Origin of the sequence: Halpernia humi (assembly GCF_900108025.1) — a bacterium.
Taxonomy (GTDB): Bacteria; Bacteroidota; Bacteroidia; order Flavobacteriales; family Weeksellaceae; genus Halpernia; species Halpernia humi.
Map to the genome: position 1 here is coordinate 138,984 of NZ_FNUS01000001.1, position 19,910 is coordinate 158,893.

The window sequence follows — 19,910 nt, forward strand, 5'->3', positions numbered from 1 at the left end:
CTCTTTTTTTATCTTTGATAAAAAAAAGTGAATTACAATATTCGTTTTCTTCCTATAATTTGCATTATTTTATTTTCATGTGAAGAAAAAAATGTAACTTCTATTGTTTCATCTAATTTGAATTATGAAAAAGCATGGGACTTATTATCCTTTAAAAAAAATAATGATTCTGCTTTTTATTATTTCAATTTAGCAAAACTAGAATTTGATAAAATTAATGATAAAGTTGGAGCTGGAAAATCTTTAATGAATGCTGCAATTATTCAATCAAATGAAGGCGATTATTTTGGTAGTGATGAATCTTCTACTCAAGCATTAAAATATTTCAATGAAACAAAAGATAAAGATTATATTGTTTCGGTATATAATGCAATTGCGATTTCTAGAAATAATCTTGAAGATTATAAAACCGCATTAATTTGGTATGAAAAAGCCTTAAAAGTTTCAAAAGATTCTTTAGAAAAAATTAAAATTCAGAATAATATTGCTGTAGCCTATTCAAAATTAAAGGATTACAAAAAATCTATTGAAATTTTTGAAAGTCTTTTAAATTTGAAACTTACAAATCAAGATAAAAAAATTAAATCTAAAATAATAGACAATCTTGCTTTCACGAAATTTCTTCAAAATAAAAACTATAACGCCGAACCAGAACTTAACAAAGCATTAAAAATCCGTGAAAAAGAAAATGACTTATGGGGACAAAATGCAAGCCACGCCCATTTGGCGGATTATTTTAAAGAAAAAAATCCAGAAAAATCGCTTTTTCACGCGCATAAAATGTATGAGATTGCAGGCCAACTGAAAAGCCCGGATGATGAAATTGAAGCCTTGCAAAAATTGGTAAATTTAGAAAGTACAGCAAATTCTAAAAAATATTTCAGGATTTATCTAAAACTAAATGACAGTATGCAAACCGCCAGAAATAAAGCCAAGAATCAGTTTGCTTTGGTGCGTTATGAATCAGAAAAAAATCGTGCAGATTTATTGAAATCTCAGGCAGAAAACACAAAAAAAAATTATCAATTACTCGTAAGAAATGTTGCTTTAGGATTGGCTTTTCTAGCGATAATCATCAGTTTTATCTGGTTTGAAAAAAGACGAAAAAGGGTAAAACAAGAAAAAGAACTTCTTCTTCAAGAAAAAGAATTAGAAGTAAAAAATACTGAACTTAGATATTCTAAAAAAGTGCATGATGTAGTTTCTAACGGCGTTTATCAAGTAATGTCTGAAATAGAAAACACCAGAGAATTCAACAAGGAAAAAATCTTAAATAAATTAGAAAAACTCTACGAAAAATCTAGAGATATTTCCTACGAAAATGCAAGTGAAAACTTTAAACCTAAATATAAATCTAAAATTTCAAATTTAGTGGAAAGTTTTACTTCAAATGTTTTAAAATCTGTCATAATAGGAAATGAAGAAGAAATGTGGAAGCAAATTTCATCAAAAGTGAAATCGGAACTATTAGTGATTTTGCAAGAACTTTTGGTAAATATGAAAAAACACAGCCAAGCAAAAAAAATAAGATTAGAGTTTGAAAAAAATGAAAATCAGTTAGTTATAATTTATTCTGATGATGGAATTGGTTTCGGAGAAAGCATTCAGAAAAAAAATGGTTTAAAAAATATGGAAAACCGTATTGTTTCTTGCGATGGAAGTCTTACTTTTGACGAAACAATAGAAAAGGGAACAAAAATTATGATTTCTTTTCCTCAAAAATTTATATAAAATGTTTAAAAAAATATTAGTCGTAGAAGATTTTGAAAGTGCAAGTATTTCTGTGCAAAAAGCCTTAAAAGACCTAAAAATCAGCGAAGAAGACGCAGATTTTGTTTATTATTGTGATGCTGCTTTTGAACTTTTTAAAAAAAGCATGGCAGAAAATGATCCTTATGATTTGCTCATCACTGATCTTTCTTTCGTGCCAGATTACAAAATTCAAAACTTGAAATCGGGAAAACAATTAATTTCAGAAATTAGAAGTATTTCTCCAGATTTAAAAATTCTTGTCTTTTCGGGCGAGAAAAGAGCACAAAAAATTAGATTTCTATTTGACGATTTAAAAATTAATGGATTTGTGAGCAAAGGCCGAATGGATGTGAAAGATTTGAAAAAAGCAATCAACACAATTTATAAAGATCAAAAATATTTATCTCAAGAAAACCTTGTCCATATTAGGAAAAATCATGCTATAGAATTGACAACAGTTCAATATAATTTGCTAAAATTGCTTTCTGAAGGTGTTTTTCAAAAAGACGTTCCCCAATATCTAAAGCAAAAAAACATAAAACCCAATAGTTTGAGTTCAATAGAAAAAATAATTAGCCAGTTAAAAGTAACTTTTCAAGCAAAAAATAACGAGCAGCTCATTGCAATTTGCAAAGATTTGGGCGTGCTTTAAATCTCTTTTCAACTTTTTATCATCAACCCTTTCAGTGTTTCAAATACTGAAAGGGTTTTTGTTGTACGAAAAAAAAATATTTTGGCTTTACGGTTTATCGTAAGGTAGTAAAATTTTTGGGTTTTATATTTGGGGAATATTAACCAATTAAAAATTTATTTATGGCAGTAGAACATACACCAACAGGAATTGTTCATAAAGGACAAAAAGGCGGAACTACAGGATGTGGAACCGACACAAATGAGCACAAAGATCATTGGGAAGATACTTCTAAAAGTATTACTTGTGATAAAAAGGGTTGCAAAAATTAAGAATTATGGGAGTTATAAATAGGTCAGATCTTTATTACAAAGATTATTCATGGACAATTCTAAAAAATGATGATCCAAAAATTTCAGGTGAACCAGATCGTTCTTTATTGAGTAGAAAGGAAGGATATGAGATTCTATATTTTGTAAATAAACTTTCAGAAATATCGAATTTTAAAAATAAAAGTTCAGCAATAAAAATAGAAAAAATGATTAGAGAGGAAGTCCCTCACAATATTCATAGTCAAGAAAACATTAAAACTTGGATTAATGATAATTGGAACAAAAGCAAATTTTAAATAAATAACCATGGGAAAATTTGTAATCACAAAAAGAGTAAATGATGAATATCAGTTTAATCTAAAAGCAGGAAACGGGGAAATTATTTTGACCAGTCAAGGATATAAATCAAAATCAGGATGTACAAACGGAATTAGTTCAGTGAGGGTTAATTCACAAATTGATTCTCAATTTGAAAGAAAAATTGCAGTAAATAATTCTTATTACTTTTTATTAAAGGCAGGAAACGGAGAACCAATTGGGAAAAGCCAAATGTACTCTACAAAACAAAGCATGGAAAAAGGAATAGATTCCGTAAAAGAAAATGCGCCAAATGCTGAAACTATAGACGAAACCATTTAACTAAAAAACATGGAACTCAAAATAAAACTGGAACAACTTCACCAAAGAGTAAACGGACTGAAAGACCAAATACAAACGGAAGAAGCCACAAAAAACGCTTTCGTTTTGCCTTTTATTCAGATTTTGGGATATGATATTTTTAATCCTACAGAAGTAATTCCGGAATACATTGCAGATATTGGAACGAAAAAAGGCGAGAAAGTAGATTATCTAATTAAAAAAGATAATGAGCCGATTTTAATTATCGAATGTAAATCTTGGAAAGAAAATGCAACGGCTCACAATTCTCAACTTCATAGGTATTATCATGTTTCCAAGGCAAGGTTTGGAGTTCTTACTAATGGTATTGTCTATAATTTTTTCACCGATTTGGAGAAGCCCAATATTATGGATGATAAACCATTTCTTACCATAAATCTGGAAGATTTAAAAGACAGCGGCATAAAAATTCTGGAAAATTTCACCAAATCTGAATTTAATTTAGAAAGTATTTTAGATTCTGCGGAAGCCATGAAATATATAAAAGCCATTCGCAATGAATTTGAAAAAGAAATAGAAAATCCTTCGGATGAAATGGTAAAATTACTGGTAAATAAATTTTTCGACAAACCTTTAACCGCAAACCGAATGATTGCTTTTAAAGAATATGCAAAAAGAGCATTAAGTGTTTCTATTAATGAATCTATAAATTCTCGACTCAAATCTGCTTTAAGCATTAATGAAAATATAGCATCTGAAAAACAAGAGCTATCCATTGATGAAAAAACAGAACACAAAAACGTCACCACAGAAGAAGAAACCGAAGCATATTATGTTATAAAAGCAATTTTGAGGGAGAAAATTTCATTAGAAAGAATTGCAGATAGAGATACGCAATCTTATTTCGGGGTTCTTTTGGACAACAATAACCGAAAGCCAATTTGCAGATTTCACTTTAACACGTCCAATAAATACTTGGAAATATTTCACAACGGAAAAGATGCCGGAGAAAAATTCCTGCTCAACAGACTGGAAGAAATCTACAATTATAGAGAAGAACTACATAAAACTTTAGAAAATTATAAACCAGAATAATGGCAGTTTTTGCAATACCAAATCCAAAAAAATCACTTCAAGTTGATTTTCCAATTGAAAAAGTTAGAGAGAGTGTCAAAAATATTTCACTTCTTTATCCAAAATACAAATTGTTTTCTTCAAATGAAATCTTCAATCAATATACTTATGAATCATATGAGTTTTTAAGTTTAGGTGTTTACATAGATATTCATTTGAATTCCATCAATGAGAATAAAACTGAAATTTCTACAGAAATAAGAAGAAAAATGGGTTCTTTTAACGAATCTCACGAAGTTACAAACGCGAATAATCACTTAGTGAAAACTTATGATTGTATTGCAAAACTCATTTCTTTAACCTCTGAAGAAATTGATAATTTGAAAAATAGAAATAAAACTCAAGTTGTCATTAATTCTACAAAAAAAAATAAAATTACGGCGACTCTATTAGCATTATTCTTTGGTGGGTTTGGCTTTCATAAATTTTATTTAGGACTAACAAAATTGGGAGTTATTTATCTTTTATTTTGCTGGACATTCATCCCTGCAATTATTGCTTTTTTTGAATTTTTAATTTTGGCTTTTATGTCTGAAAGTAAATTTAATATGAAATATAATAATATGTAAGTATGAAAAACGTAATCTACTACCTCACACTCACATTAGGAATTATTTTCCTTAATTCCTGCGTAAAAGCAGAAACAACCTCGAACGATCATAACGGAAGATGCACGGGTTCAGCATATTGTTCGGCGTGTTCCAATTGTTCCAGATGCGCACATTGTTCTGCAGGTGGAACTTGTGGCGTTTGTGCAGGAAGTTCCAGAGGAAGGAGTTTTTACTCTGCACCAAAAAAAAGTAAAAAAACAAAACAAAAAAAATCTACCAATTCTTACGGCTTTTATTCGTCGGGGAATGTTGCAAAATCTAAGAAAAGCAACCCTGTCAAAACCTACTACACAAATGGTGAAAAAATGGCGGTGGTTGCAACAATTTCAGAAATTGCAAACATTAGAAATGCCCCTTCAATAAAAGCCAGAATTGTAGAGAAAGTGCACAAAAATGAGCGCCTGATTGTCATTCAAAACTTGGGAACTTGGTTGAAAATTAAAGTAGAAAAAACCGGAACAGTTGGTTTTGTGTTTCATAAAAACGTGAGATGAAATGAAAAACCTCTCCCTTATTTGTGCATTATCTTGCTTTATTGCGGTATTCAATCTACCGATCGAGTATTACACTTTTCTGCGGATTTTGGTTTCATTGGGAGCAGGAATTATGTTGTTGAAAAACTACGAAGAAAAAAACCTGTTTTTCTATCTTTTTTTATTCGTGCTTATTTTGTTCAATCCTATTATTCCCGTGTATTTATATGTAAAATCCTTCTGGATTCCCACAGATATTGCGGTCGGAATTTTATTTCTAGTGGTTTTTAATGAGAACAAAAATCCTGAAAGAGAAGATAAATTAAATACAAAAAATAAAAATTTAGAAAATATAAAACCCCACGATAAAATAATACCACCAAAACAATAAACTATGGAAAACACAATTTCAATTGAATTGAAAAGTCATTTTCTACGACTTTACCAAATTGCCTGTGCAGATGAAAATTTCGATGTCTTAGAAATGAAATTATTATACAAATTCGCCGAAGAGCGGGGCATAGATACAGCACAATTAAATGAAATTTTAACAAACCCGGTCCATCAAATGGGAATTCCAGATTCCGCAGAAAAGCGCATTGAATATCTTTATGATTTTGCGGTAATGATCTGGATTGATAAAGAAATAACTGAAGACGAATACAATACCTTGAAAAAATACTGCAAGAAATTTGAATTTTTAGACGAGAATATTACAGAAATCTGCGATTTCCTAATTGATTGTGCAAAAAAGGAATTACCAAAAGAAGAAGTCTTAAAACTAATAAACAATTAAAATGATGGGAAAACTCAACCAACTTTTTGCCGTTAAAAAAACACCTGAATTAAAAGTTTCTGAAGAAACAAATTCAGAAGAAAATGAAGTTCAATTGCGGGTAACTTATTATAAATCAGGATTTAATTCTTGTGTTAATTCTATGGGCAGTCCTATGAATTTCCTCGCGTCTCTTCAAAATGTATATCAAAGTTTTGAAGAGCAATGCAGGAAACAAAAGGAAGAGCAGGAAAATTTAAAAAAACCTTACGAAGAAGAGAAAATCCGCAGCCAAAATGAATTAAAAAATACTGAAACTGCAATTTTACTTGCACAAGAAAAACAAGAAAATATTGACGGAAAGATCAACGATGCAAAAAAAGAAATTGCTGATGTTAAAAATAATCCCGGAAATTATGGCATTGATATTTCCCGCCGCCCAAAAGCGCAGTTTTTTATAGGTTTAATTTTGTTACTTCCTATTACAATTTACTTATTCGTTTTTTACATTTCCGCATCTTACTCTGCGATGTTCAAAGTGTTTGATAATGACAGTCTTAGTGCCGCAATATTTGATGCCCAATCATTAAATAATGCAATGAAAGCAAGTTGGTTGGAAGGCGTTTTAGTCATCACAATTCCATTTGTATTTTTAGGATTGGGCTATATCATTCATATGATTACCAAAGGAAAAGGTTTTAAAAATTCTGCAAGATTGGTGGCGCTGTTTTTAGTTACTTTTTTGTTTGATGCCTTACTGGCTTATCAAATTGAGAAGAAAATTTATGATTTTAATAAAACAATTGATTCCGCGCCGTATAATTTAAAAATTGCATTGGGCGAAGCAGAATTTTGGATGATTATTTTTGCCGGATTTGTAGTTTATCTTATCTGGGGATTGGTTTTCGATTTGACGATGAAGGAATATGAAAACATCGATAAAATTAAAGGATTCATCAATGCAAAGCAGGATGAACTAAAACGTTTGATAGAAGATAAAACCAAAATCTCTGAAAAAATAGATGAACTCATACAAAAATCGTCAGAGATCAAAGGGAAAATTATAGAATTACAAAGTAAAATTGATGGATTTATTTTACCTATAAAAAAATATCTTCATTATCATACACAATATAAAGAAGGCTGGTTTCAAGCCATCTCAAGAGAAATCGCTTTGCCACATGACCAAAAACAAGAACTGCTTGAGAAATGTGAACAAGTCGCCAATAATCATTTGCAAAGACTTGGACTTCTAGATGGTGACTTTCAACAACTTGTTTATTCTAAAATCTCTTAAAAATGAAAAATATAGTAAAAAATATTTTGTTTTTGTCATTGATTTTTTCTCTGCTAAATTGCGGTAAAGATGAACCGCCAAAAACTAATGGTAAAACAGATTCCGAAATACAAAAGACTGAAATAGATTCTGAACAAATTTCTAAAAACTTAAACATCAGTATTTTAATTGACTTATCCGATAGAATAAGTCCGGAAAAATATCCAAATCCATCAATGGAATATTATCAAAGAGATTTAGGCTACATTGAAACAATTAGTAAAAGTTTTGAAACAGCGTTAAGCAAAAAACCAATTCGACAAACGAATGACCAAATGCAGGTGTTTTTCGAACCTGAACCCGAAGATACGGAAATTAATTCTTTAGCAAAAAGCCTAAAAGTTTCCTTTACTAAAGACAATACAACTAAGAAAACACTTGAAGAAATTGAACCCATTTTCAAGAAAAATTCTGAAAAAATCTATAATATTGCTGTGCAAAATAAACAGTTTGTAGGTTCTGATATTTGGAAATTTTTCAAAAATAAGGTAAAAGATTATTGTATTAAAGATAATCATAGAAATATTTTGGTAATTCTCACAGATGGCTATATTTATCACAAAGATTCTAAATTTATGGAAGGCAACAAAAGTTCGTATCTTACACCTGCACTTATTAAAAGTTTTGGTTTGGGAAGTGATTTTGAAAAAACTTTTGAAGAAAAGAAATTAGGACTAATTCCCGCAAACTCAAATTTGGAAAATCTGGAAGTGATTGTTTTAGGTATAAACCCGTCAAAAAACAACCCATTTGAAGGTGATATCATTAAATTATATTGGAAAGATTGGTTAAAAAGTATGGGTGTAAAAAAGTTTTATTTAAAAGAAGCAGACTTACCAAGCAATTTAGATCCGGTGATTCAAAAGATAATATCTGGCTGATAAATATTAAAGAAATAGCAAGATCTAAAAAATCTTGTTTTTCTTTAAAATAAACTTTCAAAAATTATTGAAAGTTTAGAAAATTTAATTATCTTTGTACAAGAAATTAAAAATTTACATAGATGAAACTTACAGAAGCCAAAGAAAAATACATCCAAACTTGGGGCACTTTTGCTACCAATTGGGGAATTAATCGAACCATGGCGCAAGTTCATGCTTTGCTTTTGTCAAGCCCAAATCCCTTGTCAACCGATGAAGTGGTGGAACATCTACAAATTTCCCGCGGAAACGCGAATATGAATTTGCGTGCGTTGATGGATTGGGGAATCGTGAAAAAAGAAATCATAAAAGGGGAGCGTAAGGAATTTTTTTCTGCGGACAAAGATGTTTGGTTTCTCTTCAAGCAAATCACAAAAGAACGCAGAAAAAGAGAAATAGAACCCATTATAAAATTTTTGGAAGATTTAAAGGAAATAGAAGAAAATGATTCTGACGAAGCCAAAGAGTTTATAAAACTAATGGAAGATTTTTCTAATGTGACCAATAAAATAAATAACATCATGGATTTAGCCATAAAAAGCGACGACCATTGGTTGGTGGGAAAAATCACCAATTTGCTGAAATAGTAAGAAAGGAAGAAATTCCTTTTTTATTTCAATTATACTTTCAAAAATTACTGAAACTTCAATATTTAAAATAATAAAAATGTTTCAAATTTCATCTTTAATCATTTATCTCACAATCAGTTTTTATATTACTGTTTTCGTCGGTTACAAATGCTACAAAATTGGAAGTATATTTCTTATAAATTTTGTTGAAAATGAACAGATTTGCCATTCTATTAATCAATTGCTTTTAGTTGGCTATTATTTGCTAAATCTCGGTTATATCGCTATTTCCGTTAATTCTTGGCCTCAAATTGAAAATTGGTCTCATTTATTTTACACCGTTTCAATTAAACTTTCAAACATCTTATTTATTCTCTGTTTTCTTCATTTTGTCAATATTTTAACCATTTATATTTCACGAAAAAAGCAAAAAATTAACCTTTAAAAATTATTATTATGAATGCAACTTACAATCTTTCAGCGTATTTTATTTATTTGCCAACTGTTATAATTTTAACGATTGTGATTTCTAATCTTTTATTCAAAAATGGAAAAATCTTTATGTTAGATATTTTTCATCAAAAACAAGACATCGCATTTGCTACAAATTCACTTTTTAAAATTGGTTTTTATCTCCTAAACATTGGTTTTGCATTAAAAATTGTAGAGTTTTATCCAATTGAAACGAGTGAAGATTTAATTGTCAGTTTAAGCGAAAAACTCGGTGGCTTCTCAATATATTTGGGAATTATGATGCTTTTAAATTTACTACTATTTATGAAAGGCAGAAAGCACGCTTTAAAACCAAATCTTAAAATTGAAACAAATGAAAACTCTAATATTTAATATAGTTATGTTCTTTATTTTCAAAAATAAAAAGCGAGACAAATCGCAATTTTTAAATCTTTAGTTATGAAACTTAAAATTCTGAAAGTGGAAATAGTCATTCAAATATTGATTCTAATTGCTTGTAGCATTTGGTACGCAATAAATTTTAATCATAATCCATTTTTTATATTACTTTATATTTTATTAATTCTTGCTTTTTCTAATTTTATAGGTTTTCTCGTTAGAGTATTTACTGTTAAAAGTAATTGGATGAAATACTATTTTTTTATTATCATTTTTTACTTGGCAAGTTTATATATTTTAGGAGCAATCTTCGATGTTGAAAATTATTTTTTCAAATTTTATCTTATTGTTTTTAGTTTGCTTATTAGTTTATATTATACTTTTTCTGGTTTCTACATTATTAAAGAATTAAAGTTAAGTTCCAATTCTAAAAAATGATAAAATTTCACTAAATTTGCCTAAAATTTTTACAAAACATGAATTACGATATTATTGTTATTGGAAGCGGTCCTGGAGGTTATGTTGCAGCAATTAGAGCGGCACAATTGGGTTTTAAAACTGCAATTATTGAACGCGAAAATTTAGGTGGAATTTGCCTTAATTGGGGCTGTATTCCTACAAAAGCACTATTAAAATCGGGGCAAGTTTTTCACTATATCAACCACGCCGAAGAATTTGGTTTAAATAAAGTGGAAGCCAGTTTTGAGTTTCCAAACATCATCAAAAGAAGTAGAGGCGTTGCCAATAAAATGAGCAAAGGCATCGAGTTTTTAATGAAAAAAAATAAAATCGACGTTATTTTTGGAACTGCAAAAATCGCAAAAGGCAAAAAAGTAAACGTAACAGATAAAGACGGAAAATCCACCGAATATTCTGCAAATAATATCATTTTAGCAACTGGCGCAAGATCCAGAGAATTACCGAATATTCCACAAGATGGCGTAAAAGTAATTGGCTATAGACAAGCAATGACACTTCCAGAGCAACCCAAATCTATGATTGTTGTGGGTTCTGGCGCAATTGGTGTCGAGTTTGCAGATTTTTATAATTCAATCGGAACTAAAGTGACTATTGTAGAATTTATGCCAAATGTAGTGCCTGTAGAAGATGAAGAGGTTTCAAAACAATTAGAAAAATCTTTAAAAAAATCTGGCATCGACATAATGCTAAACTCTTCCGTAGAATCAATCGATACTTCTGGAAATGGCGTTAAAGCTAATGTAAAAACTGAAAAAGGCAATATCACTTTAGAAGCAGATATTTTACTTTCTGCCGTCGGAATTGCTTCCAATCTTGAAGGCCAAGGTTTTGAAGAAGTTGGTATTAAAACTGAAAGAGGTAAAGTTTTGGTTAATGAATGGTATGAAACCTCAGTTCCTGGCTATTACGCGATCGGCGATTTGCTTCCAACGCAGGCTTTGGCGCACGTTGCAAGTGCAGAGGGAATTACTTGTGTAGAAAAAATTAAAGGTTTGCACGTTGAAGCGATTGATTATGGAAATATCCCAGGTTGTACGTACTGTCATCCAGAAGTGGCAAGTGTTGGTATGACTGAAAAACAAGCCAAAGAGAAAGGTTACGAATTAAAAGTAGGAAAATTTCCTTTTTCTGCTAATGGAAAAGCCACTGCAAACGGTGATACAGAAGGTTTTATAAAAGTAATTTTTGATGCCAAATATGGCGAATTTTTAGGTTGCCACATGATTGGAACTGGTGTTACAGAAATGATTGCAGAAGCGGTTGTTGCCAGAAAATTAGAAACAACTGGCCATGCATTATTAAAAGCCATTCATCCGCACCCAACTTTATCCGAGGCAATGACAGAAGCAGTTGCCGCCGCTTACGGTGAAGTTATACACATTTAAAATATTAAATAAACAAGTGGTTTTTCAACTGCTTTTTATAAAATTTTAATCTGCGTCAGTTATTAAATCTGCGAGTAAATTTTTCCCGCAAATTTAGTAAAGAGCGCAGATTTTTTTTCTTTATTGAAAGTAATCAGCACAATCTGTTTACAAAATTTAGGCAAAAATTATTAAGCCAAACTCTACAATTGCAAATCCCTTTTTATAAATTTACATCTTGAAAAACGTCATTAACAATTTTGAAAAAAATGAAGTTTTAGGCGATTGCATTTGCCATTAAAAAAATAAAAAACTAAAAATGAAATCGCCATTATTGAAAAACTCAAACACATACGAAGATTAAGCGATTGCATTTGACATTAAAATAAATAAAAAACTAAAAATGAAAGAAGAAATACAATTCGAAGATCATTTCATCAACCGAAGTAACTGGATTCGTGCGGCTGTATTGGGTGCAAATGATGGGATTTTATCTGTTGCAAGTATTGCAGTTGGCGTTGCAGCAGCAGGTTCATCTAGGGAAATTTTAGTTTTGGCCTCATTGGCTGGTTTGGTTGCTGGCGTTTTTGCAATGGCAGCGGGAGAATTCGTTTCAGTAAGTTCTCAAGCAGATATTGAAAACGCGGATTTAAAAAGAGAAGCCAAAGAGTTAGAAGAAATGCCAGAATTGGAAATGCGAGAATTGGCAAAAATTTACCAAAAAAGAGGGTTAACAGAAGATCTTTCTCTTCAAGTTGCACAACAATTACACGATCACGATGCTTTGGGTGCACACGCGCGAGATGAATTGGGCATTAATGAAATTATGAAAGCGCAGCCTTTTCAAGCAGCCTTTGCCAGTGGTGCCGCTTTTACCGCTGGTGGAATTTTACCACTTTTAGTAAGTATTTTTATTCCTTTAAATCACATGATGTATTACCAGTATGGTTTTGCTCTGTTATTTTTAGCAGTTTTGGGGTATTTGTCCGCTCGTGGCGGTGGTTCACATATATTAAATGCGGTATTAAGAATAGTTATTTGGGGTACTTTAGCCATGCTTGCTTCTGCATTTGCAGGTTATATTTTTGGAGTAAACGTTGGTTAATTAGATGGAAAATTTAGGCTTGGTTTTATCTGGAGGCGGCACAAAAGGTGTTGCGCATGCGGGAGTTCTAAAATTTTTTGAAGAGCAAAATATTAAGCCAGACATTATAGCGTGCTGCAGCGCTGGTGCAATTGTAGGAAGTATGTACGCGGCGGGTAAAAGTTCTGAAGAAATTTTAAATTTTTTTGAATCTGTTTATTTTTTTAATTGGCGACATTTTGCAATTAATAAACCTGGTTTGGTGTCTTCTTCCATTTTCAGAACCTATTTAGAGCCTATTTTTGAAAATCGAACTTTAGGAGATTTAGAAAAAGACGTCAGAATTGTGGCTACAGAACTGGTATCCGGAAATCAAAAAATTTTCGGAAAAGAGTATAAAATTGTCGATGCAGTGATTGCATCTTGCTCAATCCCAGGCATTACAACGCCGTATATTGTTGGCAATGAAATGTTTAGCGATGGTGGTGTTTTAAATAATTTTCCTGCCGATATTATTAAGGATGATTGCGATAAAATGATTGGTGTTTACGTTTCCATGCCAGAAGAAGTCACTATGGAAAATCTTTCCACCATAAAATCTGTAACGACAAGAGCCTACGAATTACTTTCGCACAGAACCGAGATTTACAAATTTGCATATTGTGATTGGTTTATATCTTCAAAAAAATTGGCGACTTACGGCACTTTTGAACGCAAATCAAATCGATTAGAAGAGATTTACGAAATAGGCTACAACGCAGCAAAAGACAGCTATAATGAAAGCAAATTTTCTAAGTAAGGCCAATAAATAAGAATGCCAATAATTACAGCAAATAGAGTTGCCAAAAGAACCGCGCTTGCAGAAATATCTTTGATAATACCAATTTTCGAATGAAAATTTGGTTCTGCAAAATCACATAATTTTTCTATGGCTGTGTTTAAAATTTCAGCAACCAAAACCAATCCGCAAGCTAAAATTATAAAACTAGCTTCAATGTAGTTAATTCTAAAAAATCCGATTAATCCGATGTTTACTAAAAAGGCAATTAATTCTATCTGAAAATTTCGCTCATTTTTTAGCATTAAAAATAAACCTTTGAAGGCAAAAGCGAGACTTTTATAAAATGGTGGTTTTTTCATTACCAGTTTTTATCAATCATGTAAATCAATTGTGTCATCGCGGAAGCACCAGAAAGTAATTCTCTACGGTTTACTTTTTCAAAAGTATCTTCATTCGTGTGATGAATATCAAAATAACGCGCAGAATCGGGTGCTAATTCACCAGTTGGTGTTCCCAAATCGCCTAAAGGTTCTACATCAGTTCCTGCATATTTTTTCGAGAAATCGTAAATGCCGTAAGGGAAAAATAAAGCCGACCAAGATTTCACTTCGTTTCTTTTTTCGTCATTCATTACCAAGCCAAAACCGCGCGGCGCAAAACCGCCAGAATCACTTTCTAAACCGAAAATATGTTTTTCGTTTTTTTCTTTTGCTACTTCTGCATATTTTGCGGCACCTCTCGCACCGTTTTCTTCATTGGCAAAACAAATAACGCGAATCGTGTGATTATTTGGAATATTTAATTTTTTAAAAGTTCTCAGCACTTCAATACTTTGCACAACGCCCGCTCCGTCGTCACTTGCGCCTTCACCCACATCCCAAGAATCCAAATGCCCGCCAACTGCGATTACAGATTGGTCTTTTTTGCCCGTCAATTCGCCGATTACAGAATGCGTAAGTTTTTCACCTTTCATGCCACAATTTGAATTTAATTTAGCAAAAACTTTTTGGGTTTTTAAAGTATTTTCTAGTTCATCGGCGCTTTTCACACCGATACAAACTGCCGGAATTTTTGCATATTTTGTGTCATAAGTTTGCGTTCCCGTGTGTGGAACATCATCAAAAGCGGAAGAAAGGGAACGAATAATCATTGCTTTTCCACCTTTTGCAGCAACGTGAGAAGCGGCAGAAAATCTATATTTTCCTGCATCGCCGTACGCTTGTCCGGTAGAAATAAATGTTTGGTTAAAAGGATAATTAAAAAAAACAATTTTTCCTTTTACATCTGCTTCATTCATTTTATCTAAATCTTCGAGGCTTTTTACATAAATAATTTCACCTTCTAAATCTTTTCCGCCCGTTCCTTCTGTATTCCCAATCGAAAGCATATTGAGAGATTTCCAAGAATTTTTCCCTGATTTTATTTGCAAAGATTCTTTGCCTCTTTCCCAAACTGGAACCATCACATCTTGGTACCAAACTTTGTCTGCGCCGGCTTCTTTTAATTTTTCATAGGCCCATTTTGTGGCTTTTTCGTAGGCTTCAGAACCGCTTAATCTGTGGCCGATGTCTTTGGTTAATTGGTGCAAATTGTTGTATGCTTGTCCGTTCGTTAAAATTTCGTCTGAGATTTTTTTAAATTCTAAAGAATCTGCTTTGGTTTGGGCAAAAAATAATCCGCCCAAAAAGAGCGGAAGAAGTATGGTGAATTTTTTCATAATTAATTTAATGTGTTTCAAAATTAATTATTATTTTTTGAAAATGGGGAATTTTAACTGACGTTATTTTTCTTTGTTGTTATTTTTAAAAAAATTAATTTCTACTTTATTTAAATGACGGATTAATCTTTTTTATATAAAATTTAAAAATATTATCATTTGTATTTAAAATTTTGTTCCACAATTTGGACAAATGTGTTCTTTGTTTTGCTCTTTTTCTTGTTGCATTTTTTTTATAAATGCAGAACTTATAATTCCGGTTGGTAATGCTACAAAACCAATTCCGATTAATGCAATTATTGAACTTAAGAATTTTCCTAAACCTGTAATTGGATAAATATCTCCATAACCAACCGTTGTTAATGTTGCAACCGACCACCAAAGTGATTGCCCAATATTTTCAAATTTATCTGGTTGTGCTTCGTTTTCTACAAAGAACATTAAGGTAGAGGATAAAATCATTAATATAAATGCAACAAAAAGTGTTATTGATAATTCCGATTTTGTTTCTTTTAATACACTTGTAATCGTTTGAAGTGATTTTGATAATCTTCCAAGTTTGAAAATTCTTAACAATCTAAAAAGCCGAAGAATTCTTAAAATTCTTAAATCGAAAGGAAAAATTAAAGGTAAATAAAATGGTAAAATCGCAAATAAATCAATTAATCCAAACGATGAAGTGCTAAATTTTAGTCGTTTTGAAAAAGATGTTCCATTTTCATAATCTAAATCTGCTGTCCAAAACCTTAAGATATATTCAATTGTAAAAACTGATACTGAAAATATTTCAAAGTAATCAAAGAATAATTCATATTTGATATAAATTTCTTTATATGATGCGAGAATTAAAGAAATTACATTTAAAATTATTAAAGTGTAAATGAGTTTTTGGAATGATGAATTTATGTTTATAAACTGGTAAATTTTCTTTTTTAACATATTGATAATTTTAATGATTGAAAATTATTTTTAAAAACAAATTTTAGATTCATTTTTCCTAAATCACAAATATAATTAAGTTTTTTTCAACAAAATGTTATTCCTTTGAGTATTAATATAAAAAAAGTACTCTCAATATTGAAAGTACCTTTCTTAAAAATGTTAATTGATTGTTTTTTTAAATTTTAGAAGCTCATAATCACTAGATTATTTCATATCATACATCACCAAAGCCGTTACTAATTTCGGTTCTACATAAGTGCATTTTGGAGGCATAATCTTTTTTTCGTCTGATGTTTTTATCATATCAGAAAAACTAACTGGATAAATACCAAAACCTACTTTAAACTCACCAGAATCTACTTTTTCTTTAATTTTAAGAATGCCATCAATGCTAGAATTTCCTTTTAAGTAAGTGATTTCATCGGAAATTTTTGGATCAGAAATACCAAAAATATCATTAAATATATATTTGCGCATTAACATGTGATCTAAATCGCTAGTTTCAACAGATTTTCTAATGTCGTGCTTTACGTGTAAACTATAGAATTTTCCCTCTAAGTACATACTAAAATGGAACTTTTGAGAAGGATAGTAAGGCTTTTCACCTTTTTCGTGTATTAAAAAACTGGTCTCTAATTTCTTTAATAATTCTTCAGCGGAAAGGCCGTTTAGATTTTTTAACAATCGGTTATAATCGTGAATTTTTATAGATTGGCTAGAAACTATATAGCTGAAAACATAATTGTAATGTTCTGTGCCATTGTGTTTTTTGTTTTTTTCTTTTTGTTTTTTGGCGTTTAAAGCAGCAGAACCAATTCTATGATGGCCATCTGCAATGTAGAAAGAATCTATTTGTTCAATAACATCTTTTAGTTCTTTCATTTTCAATCTGTTGTCTATTTTCCAGATTTTGTGTCTTGTGCCGAAGTCGTCTACATAATTTAAAATTGGAATATTTTTTTCCTCATAATTCATCAATAATTCTACTTTAGAATTTGATGGATAAGTAAGTAAAACGGGCTCTGCTTGGATGTTTACTTTCTCTAAATAATGCGCTAATTTTTCTTTTCTTGCTGTGATAGTAGATTCGTGCTTTTTGATTTTTCCTTCCCAAAATTCTTCTACACTTACTAAACCAAGCAGGCCTCGAAAAACGCTTTTATCTGCATATGTTTGTGAATAGAGATAATAAGCAGAAGAATCTTGCACCAACTTATGATCAGCTAAAAGTTCTTCGTAATTGCTGCGTATTTTCCGAAGATTTCGGTCGATATCTTTAGATTTACTTACTACGTAAGGTTTAATCATTTGAATATAGGAATAATCTATTGCAGATTTTTCATTAATTTCTTCCTGCGAAAAATTATCCAACGGATGCGTAGGGAAAATATCAACAAATTCTTTTGTTGGTCTTACGCCACGGAAAGGTTTAAAATTTGGCATTTATAAATCTTTTTTTAAAGCAATTAATTTTTTGGCAAGTTCAATTCCTATCTTGGTTTGCGCATCTACCGTGCTACCTGCAATGTGTGGCGATAATGAGAGTGCAGGATTCATCAATAAAGCGAGTTCTGGTTTCGGTTCACTTTCAAAAACATCTAGTGCAACGCCTGCAATTTTTTTATTTTCTATGAATTTGAGCATCGCTACTTCATCTAAAACGCCTCCTCTCGCAGTATTTACAATAAATACGCCAGTTTTCATTTGTTCAAATTCTGGTGTTGAAAGAATATATTCTGTGGTTTTCGGTGTATTTATACTTATAAAATCAGAATCTTTTAAAAATTCTTCCATGTTATTGGTGGAGGTAATTTCAAAATTCACTGTTTGACCATCAAAAAAATCTAATTGTAAATTTTCAGTTTTTGGCTTTCTGGTGCAAACTTTCACTTTCATACCTAGAGCAATGCCCATTTTTATCACTTCTTGCCCAATAGAGCCAAAACCAATAACACCTAAAGTTTTACCAGAAAGTTCAAAGGCGTTTTTAAAATCTTTCTTTAAATCTTTAAATCTCGTGTCGCCTTCTAGTGGCATCAGCCGATTAGATTCATGTAGAAATCTTGCCATTGTGAAAAAGTGGCCGAAAACCAATTCTGCCACAGATTTTGATGAAGCAGTGGGCGTGTTGATTACTTTTAAGCCTTTTTCTCTGGCGTAATCTACGGCAATATTGTCCATCCCAATTCCGCCGCGACCAATAATTTTTAATGAAGAACAGGCATCTACTAATTCTTTAGAAACTTTTGTGGCGCTTCTTACCAAAAGAACATCTACCTTATTTTCATTTATGAAATTTTCTAAATGTTCTGGTGAAACGCGTTGGTTTAAAAATTCAATTCCGTTTTCCTCTAACAGTCTTATTCCGGCTTCAGAAATGCCATCATTGGCTAAAACTTTCATTTAAATTATTTTAAATTTTTCATTACATCTACCAATAGTTGAACGCTTTCTAAAGGCAAAGCATTGTACATGCTTGCTCTGTAACCGCCTAAACTTCGGTGTCCGTTTAATCCATTAATTCCCGCCGCTTTACAGGCTGCATCAAATTCCTCTTTTTTAGATTCATCAATTAATTTAAAAGAGGCGTTCATAACAGAACGGTCTTCTTTTTTACAAAATGTTTCGAATAATGGATTTCTATCGATTTCATCGTAAAGTAAAGTTGCTTTTTGATTATTTATTTTTTCTACAGCTTCAATTCCGCCATTTTTTTCTAAATTTTGCAAGGTTAAAAGTGAAGTGTAAACTGCAAAAACGGGCGGCGTGTTAAACATAGATTCTTTTTTGATATGCAAATCATAATCCAAATAAGATGGAATATCTCGCCCAGTTTTCCCCAGAATATCTTTTTTTACAACCACCAAAGTAGTCCCTGCAGGCCCCATATTTTTTTGTGCTCCAGCATAGATAATATCAAAATAATTAAAATCTATCACACGGCTAAAAATATCAGAACTCATATCGCAAACTTTCAACGTATCAACATCTGGAAAGTGGTGAACTTGCGTTCCAAAAATGGTATTATTTGAAGTAAAATGAAAATAATCGTACTCCGGACCAACTTTAAAATCTTTTGGGATAAAAGAATAATTTTCTTCTTTTGAAGAACCTACAACATCTACTTTTCCCAGTTTTTTTGCTTCTTTTATTGCAGCAGCAGCCCAAGAACCAGTATCGAGATAAGCGGCTTTTCCACTTTCTAATTTCATCAGATTAAATGGCGCCATCAAAAACTGCAAACTTGCGCCGCCTTGCAAATAAAGCACTTCGTAATCGTCGCCTATTTTCATTAATCTTTTTACGATTGCTCTCGCCTCATCCATTACCGCAACAAAATCTTTACTTCTGTGCGAAATTTCTAAAATAGAAAGACCTGAATCATTAAATTCTAGAATTGCATCTGAAGCTTTTTGAAAAACTTCTTGTGGTAAAATACTTGGTCCTGCGCTGAAATTATGTTTTTTATTCATTTTATTTTTATTAAAGCAAGATTGAAATAAAATTTCAATCTTTTATAGTTTTCTAAGTTCGCAAAG

Annotated in this window: 24 protein-coding genes; 18 read left to right on the forward strand and 6 right to left on the reverse strand. The window is 31.3% G+C overall.

What is annotated here, in order from left to right; all coding sequences use genetic code 11:
* Nucleotides 1–27: 27 nt before the first annotated feature.
* The 18 genes from C4S29_RS00680 to C4S29_RS00765 all read left to right on the forward strand — a co-directional run bounded on the left by C4S29_RS00680 (nucleotide 28) and on the right by C4S29_RS00765 (nucleotide 13,730).
* The gene (locus tag C4S29_RS00680; protein ID WP_103912204.1) at nucleotides 28–1,731 is read left to right on the forward strand and encodes a tetratricopeptide repeat-containing sensor histidine kinase; all 1,704 of its coding nucleotides are present in this window, start codon (nucleotides 28–30) and stop codon (nucleotides 1,729–1,731) included.
* A 1-nt stretch (nucleotide 1,732) separates the two neighbouring features.
* Nucleotides 1,733–2,404, forward strand: a complete 672-nt coding sequence (locus tag C4S29_RS00685) for a response regulator (protein ID WP_103912205.1) — start codon at nucleotides 1,733–1,735, stop codon at nucleotides 2,402–2,404.
* A 161-nt stretch (nucleotides 2,405–2,565) separates the two neighbouring features.
* Nucleotides 2,566–2,715 (forward strand): hypothetical protein, encoded by a 150-nt coding sequence (locus C4S29_RS14820; protein WP_185116930.1) that lies wholly within the window; start codon nucleotides 2,566–2,568, stop codon nucleotides 2,713–2,715.
* A gap of 5 nt (nucleotides 2,716–2,720) precedes the next feature.
* Nucleotides 2,721–3,011: a hypothetical protein gene (locus tag C4S29_RS00690; protein WP_103912206.1), complete on the forward strand. Its 291-nt coding sequence runs from the start codon at nucleotides 2,721–2,723 to the stop codon at nucleotides 3,009–3,011.
* A 10-nt stretch (nucleotides 3,012–3,021) separates the two neighbouring features.
* Complete coding sequence (locus C4S29_RS00695) at nucleotides 3,022–3,354, forward strand: YegP family protein (protein ID WP_103912207.1); 333 nt, start codon at nucleotides 3,022–3,024, stop codon at nucleotides 3,352–3,354.
* Nucleotides 3,355–3,363: 9 nt separating this feature from the next.
* On the forward strand, nucleotides 3,364–4,428 hold the full coding sequence (locus C4S29_RS00700; RefSeq protein ID WP_103912208.1) for a type I restriction endonuclease: 1,065 nt from the start codon (nucleotides 3,364–3,366) through the stop codon (nucleotides 4,426–4,428).
* The gene (locus C4S29_RS14870) at nucleotides 4,428–5,036 is read left to right on the forward strand and encodes a TM2 domain-containing protein (RefSeq protein ID WP_233740452.1); all 609 of its coding nucleotides are present in this window, start codon (nucleotides 4,428–4,430) and stop codon (nucleotides 5,034–5,036) included. The genes C4S29_RS00700 and C4S29_RS14870 overlap by 1 nt, the downstream gene beginning before the upstream one ends.
* Before the next feature lie 2 nt (nucleotides 5,037–5,038).
* Nucleotides 5,039–5,572: an SH3 domain-containing protein gene (locus tag C4S29_RS00710; RefSeq protein ID WP_103912209.1), complete on the forward strand. Its 534-nt coding sequence runs from the start codon at nucleotides 5,039–5,041 to the stop codon at nucleotides 5,570–5,572.
* 1 nt (nucleotide 5,573) lies between these two features.
* Entirely contained in the window at nucleotides 5,574–5,942 is a 369-nt protein-coding gene (locus tag C4S29_RS00715) for a DUF6804 family protein (protein ID WP_103912210.1), read from the forward strand.
* A 3-nt stretch (nucleotides 5,943–5,945) separates the two neighbouring features.
* Nucleotides 5,946–6,347, forward strand: coding sequence for a hypothetical protein (locus tag C4S29_RS00720; RefSeq protein WP_103912211.1), 402 nt, complete (start codon nucleotides 5,946–5,948; stop codon nucleotides 6,345–6,347).
* Between the two features lies 1 nt (nucleotide 6,348).
* Nucleotides 6,349–7,623 carry an ABC transporter permease gene (locus tag C4S29_RS00725; protein ID WP_233740453.1) on the forward strand — a complete coding sequence of 425 codons (1,275 nt, stop codon included), beginning with the start codon at nucleotides 6,349–6,351 and terminating at the stop codon, nucleotides 7,621–7,623.
* Nucleotides 7,624–7,625: 2 nt separating this feature from the next.
* Nucleotides 7,626–8,543 (forward strand): hypothetical protein, encoded by a 918-nt coding sequence (locus C4S29_RS00730; RefSeq protein ID WP_103912212.1) that lies wholly within the window; start codon nucleotides 7,626–7,628, stop codon nucleotides 8,541–8,543.
* Nucleotides 8,544–8,665: 122 nt separating this feature from the next.
* Entirely contained in the window at nucleotides 8,666–9,169 is a 504-nt protein-coding gene (locus C4S29_RS00735) for a GbsR/MarR family transcriptional regulator (RefSeq protein ID WP_103912213.1), read from the forward strand.
* Nucleotides 9,170–9,248: 79 nt separating this feature from the next.
* Nucleotides 9,249–9,596: a hypothetical protein gene (locus tag C4S29_RS00740; RefSeq protein ID WP_103912214.1), complete on the forward strand. Its 348-nt coding sequence runs from the start codon at nucleotides 9,249–9,251 to the stop codon at nucleotides 9,594–9,596.
* Nucleotides 9,597–9,607: 11 nt separating this feature from the next.
* Nucleotides 9,608–9,997 carry a hypothetical protein gene (locus tag C4S29_RS00745; protein ID WP_103912215.1) on the forward strand — a complete coding sequence of 130 codons (390 nt, stop codon included), beginning with the start codon at nucleotides 9,608–9,610 and terminating at the stop codon, nucleotides 9,995–9,997.
* A gap of 482 nt (nucleotides 9,998–10,479) precedes the next feature.
* Nucleotides 10,480–11,868, forward strand: a complete 1,389-nt coding sequence (gene lpdA, locus C4S29_RS00755) for a dihydrolipoyl dehydrogenase (RefSeq protein ID WP_103912217.1) — start codon at nucleotides 10,480–10,482, stop codon at nucleotides 11,866–11,868.
* A gap of 382 nt (nucleotides 11,869–12,250) precedes the next feature.
* The gene (locus C4S29_RS00760; protein ID WP_103912218.1) at nucleotides 12,251–12,952 is read left to right on the forward strand and encodes a VIT1/CCC1 transporter family protein; all 702 of its coding nucleotides are present in this window, start codon (nucleotides 12,251–12,253) and stop codon (nucleotides 12,950–12,952) included.
* A gap of 4 nt (nucleotides 12,953–12,956) precedes the next feature.
* On the forward strand, nucleotides 12,957–13,730 hold the full coding sequence (locus C4S29_RS00765) for a patatin-like phospholipase family protein (RefSeq protein WP_103912219.1): 774 nt from the start codon (nucleotides 12,957–12,959) through the stop codon (nucleotides 13,728–13,730).
* Here the strand turns inward: C4S29_RS00765 and C4S29_RS00770 are convergent.
* The 6 genes from C4S29_RS00770 to serC all read right to left on the reverse strand — a co-directional run bounded on the left by C4S29_RS00770 (nucleotide 13,703) and on the right by serC (nucleotide 19,844).
* Complete coding sequence (locus C4S29_RS00770; protein ID WP_103912220.1) at nucleotides 13,703–14,071, reverse strand: diacylglycerol kinase family protein; 369 nt, start codon at nucleotides 14,069–14,071, stop codon at nucleotides 13,703–13,705. The genes C4S29_RS00765 and C4S29_RS00770 overlap by 28 nt on opposite strands.
* The gene (locus tag C4S29_RS00775) at nucleotides 14,071–15,429 is read right to left on the reverse strand and encodes a M20/M25/M40 family metallo-hydrolase (RefSeq protein WP_185116931.1); all 1,359 of its coding nucleotides are present in this window, start codon (nucleotides 15,427–15,429) and stop codon (nucleotides 14,071–14,073) included. Before C4S29_RS00775 ends, C4S29_RS00770 begins: the two co-directional genes overlap by 1 nt.
* A gap of 165 nt (nucleotides 15,430–15,594) precedes the next feature.
* Nucleotides 15,595–16,368, reverse strand: a complete 774-nt coding sequence (locus tag C4S29_RS00780) for an ion transporter (RefSeq protein ID WP_103912221.1) — start codon at nucleotides 16,366–16,368, stop codon at nucleotides 15,595–15,597.
* A gap of 207 nt (nucleotides 16,369–16,575) precedes the next feature.
* Complete coding sequence (locus C4S29_RS00785) at nucleotides 16,576–17,814, reverse strand: DUF1015 domain-containing protein (protein WP_103912222.1); 1,239 nt, start codon at nucleotides 17,812–17,814, stop codon at nucleotides 16,576–16,578.
* Entirely contained in the window at nucleotides 17,815–18,774 is a 960-nt protein-coding gene (locus C4S29_RS00790) for a D-2-hydroxyacid dehydrogenase (RefSeq protein ID WP_103912223.1), read from the reverse strand.
* Nucleotides 18,775–18,779: 5 nt separating this feature from the next.
* Complete coding sequence (serC, locus tag C4S29_RS00795; protein WP_103912224.1) at nucleotides 18,780–19,844, reverse strand: 3-phosphoserine/phosphohydroxythreonine transaminase; 1,065 nt, start codon at nucleotides 19,842–19,844, stop codon at nucleotides 18,780–18,782.
* Nucleotides 19,845–19,910: the final 66 nt, after the last annotated feature.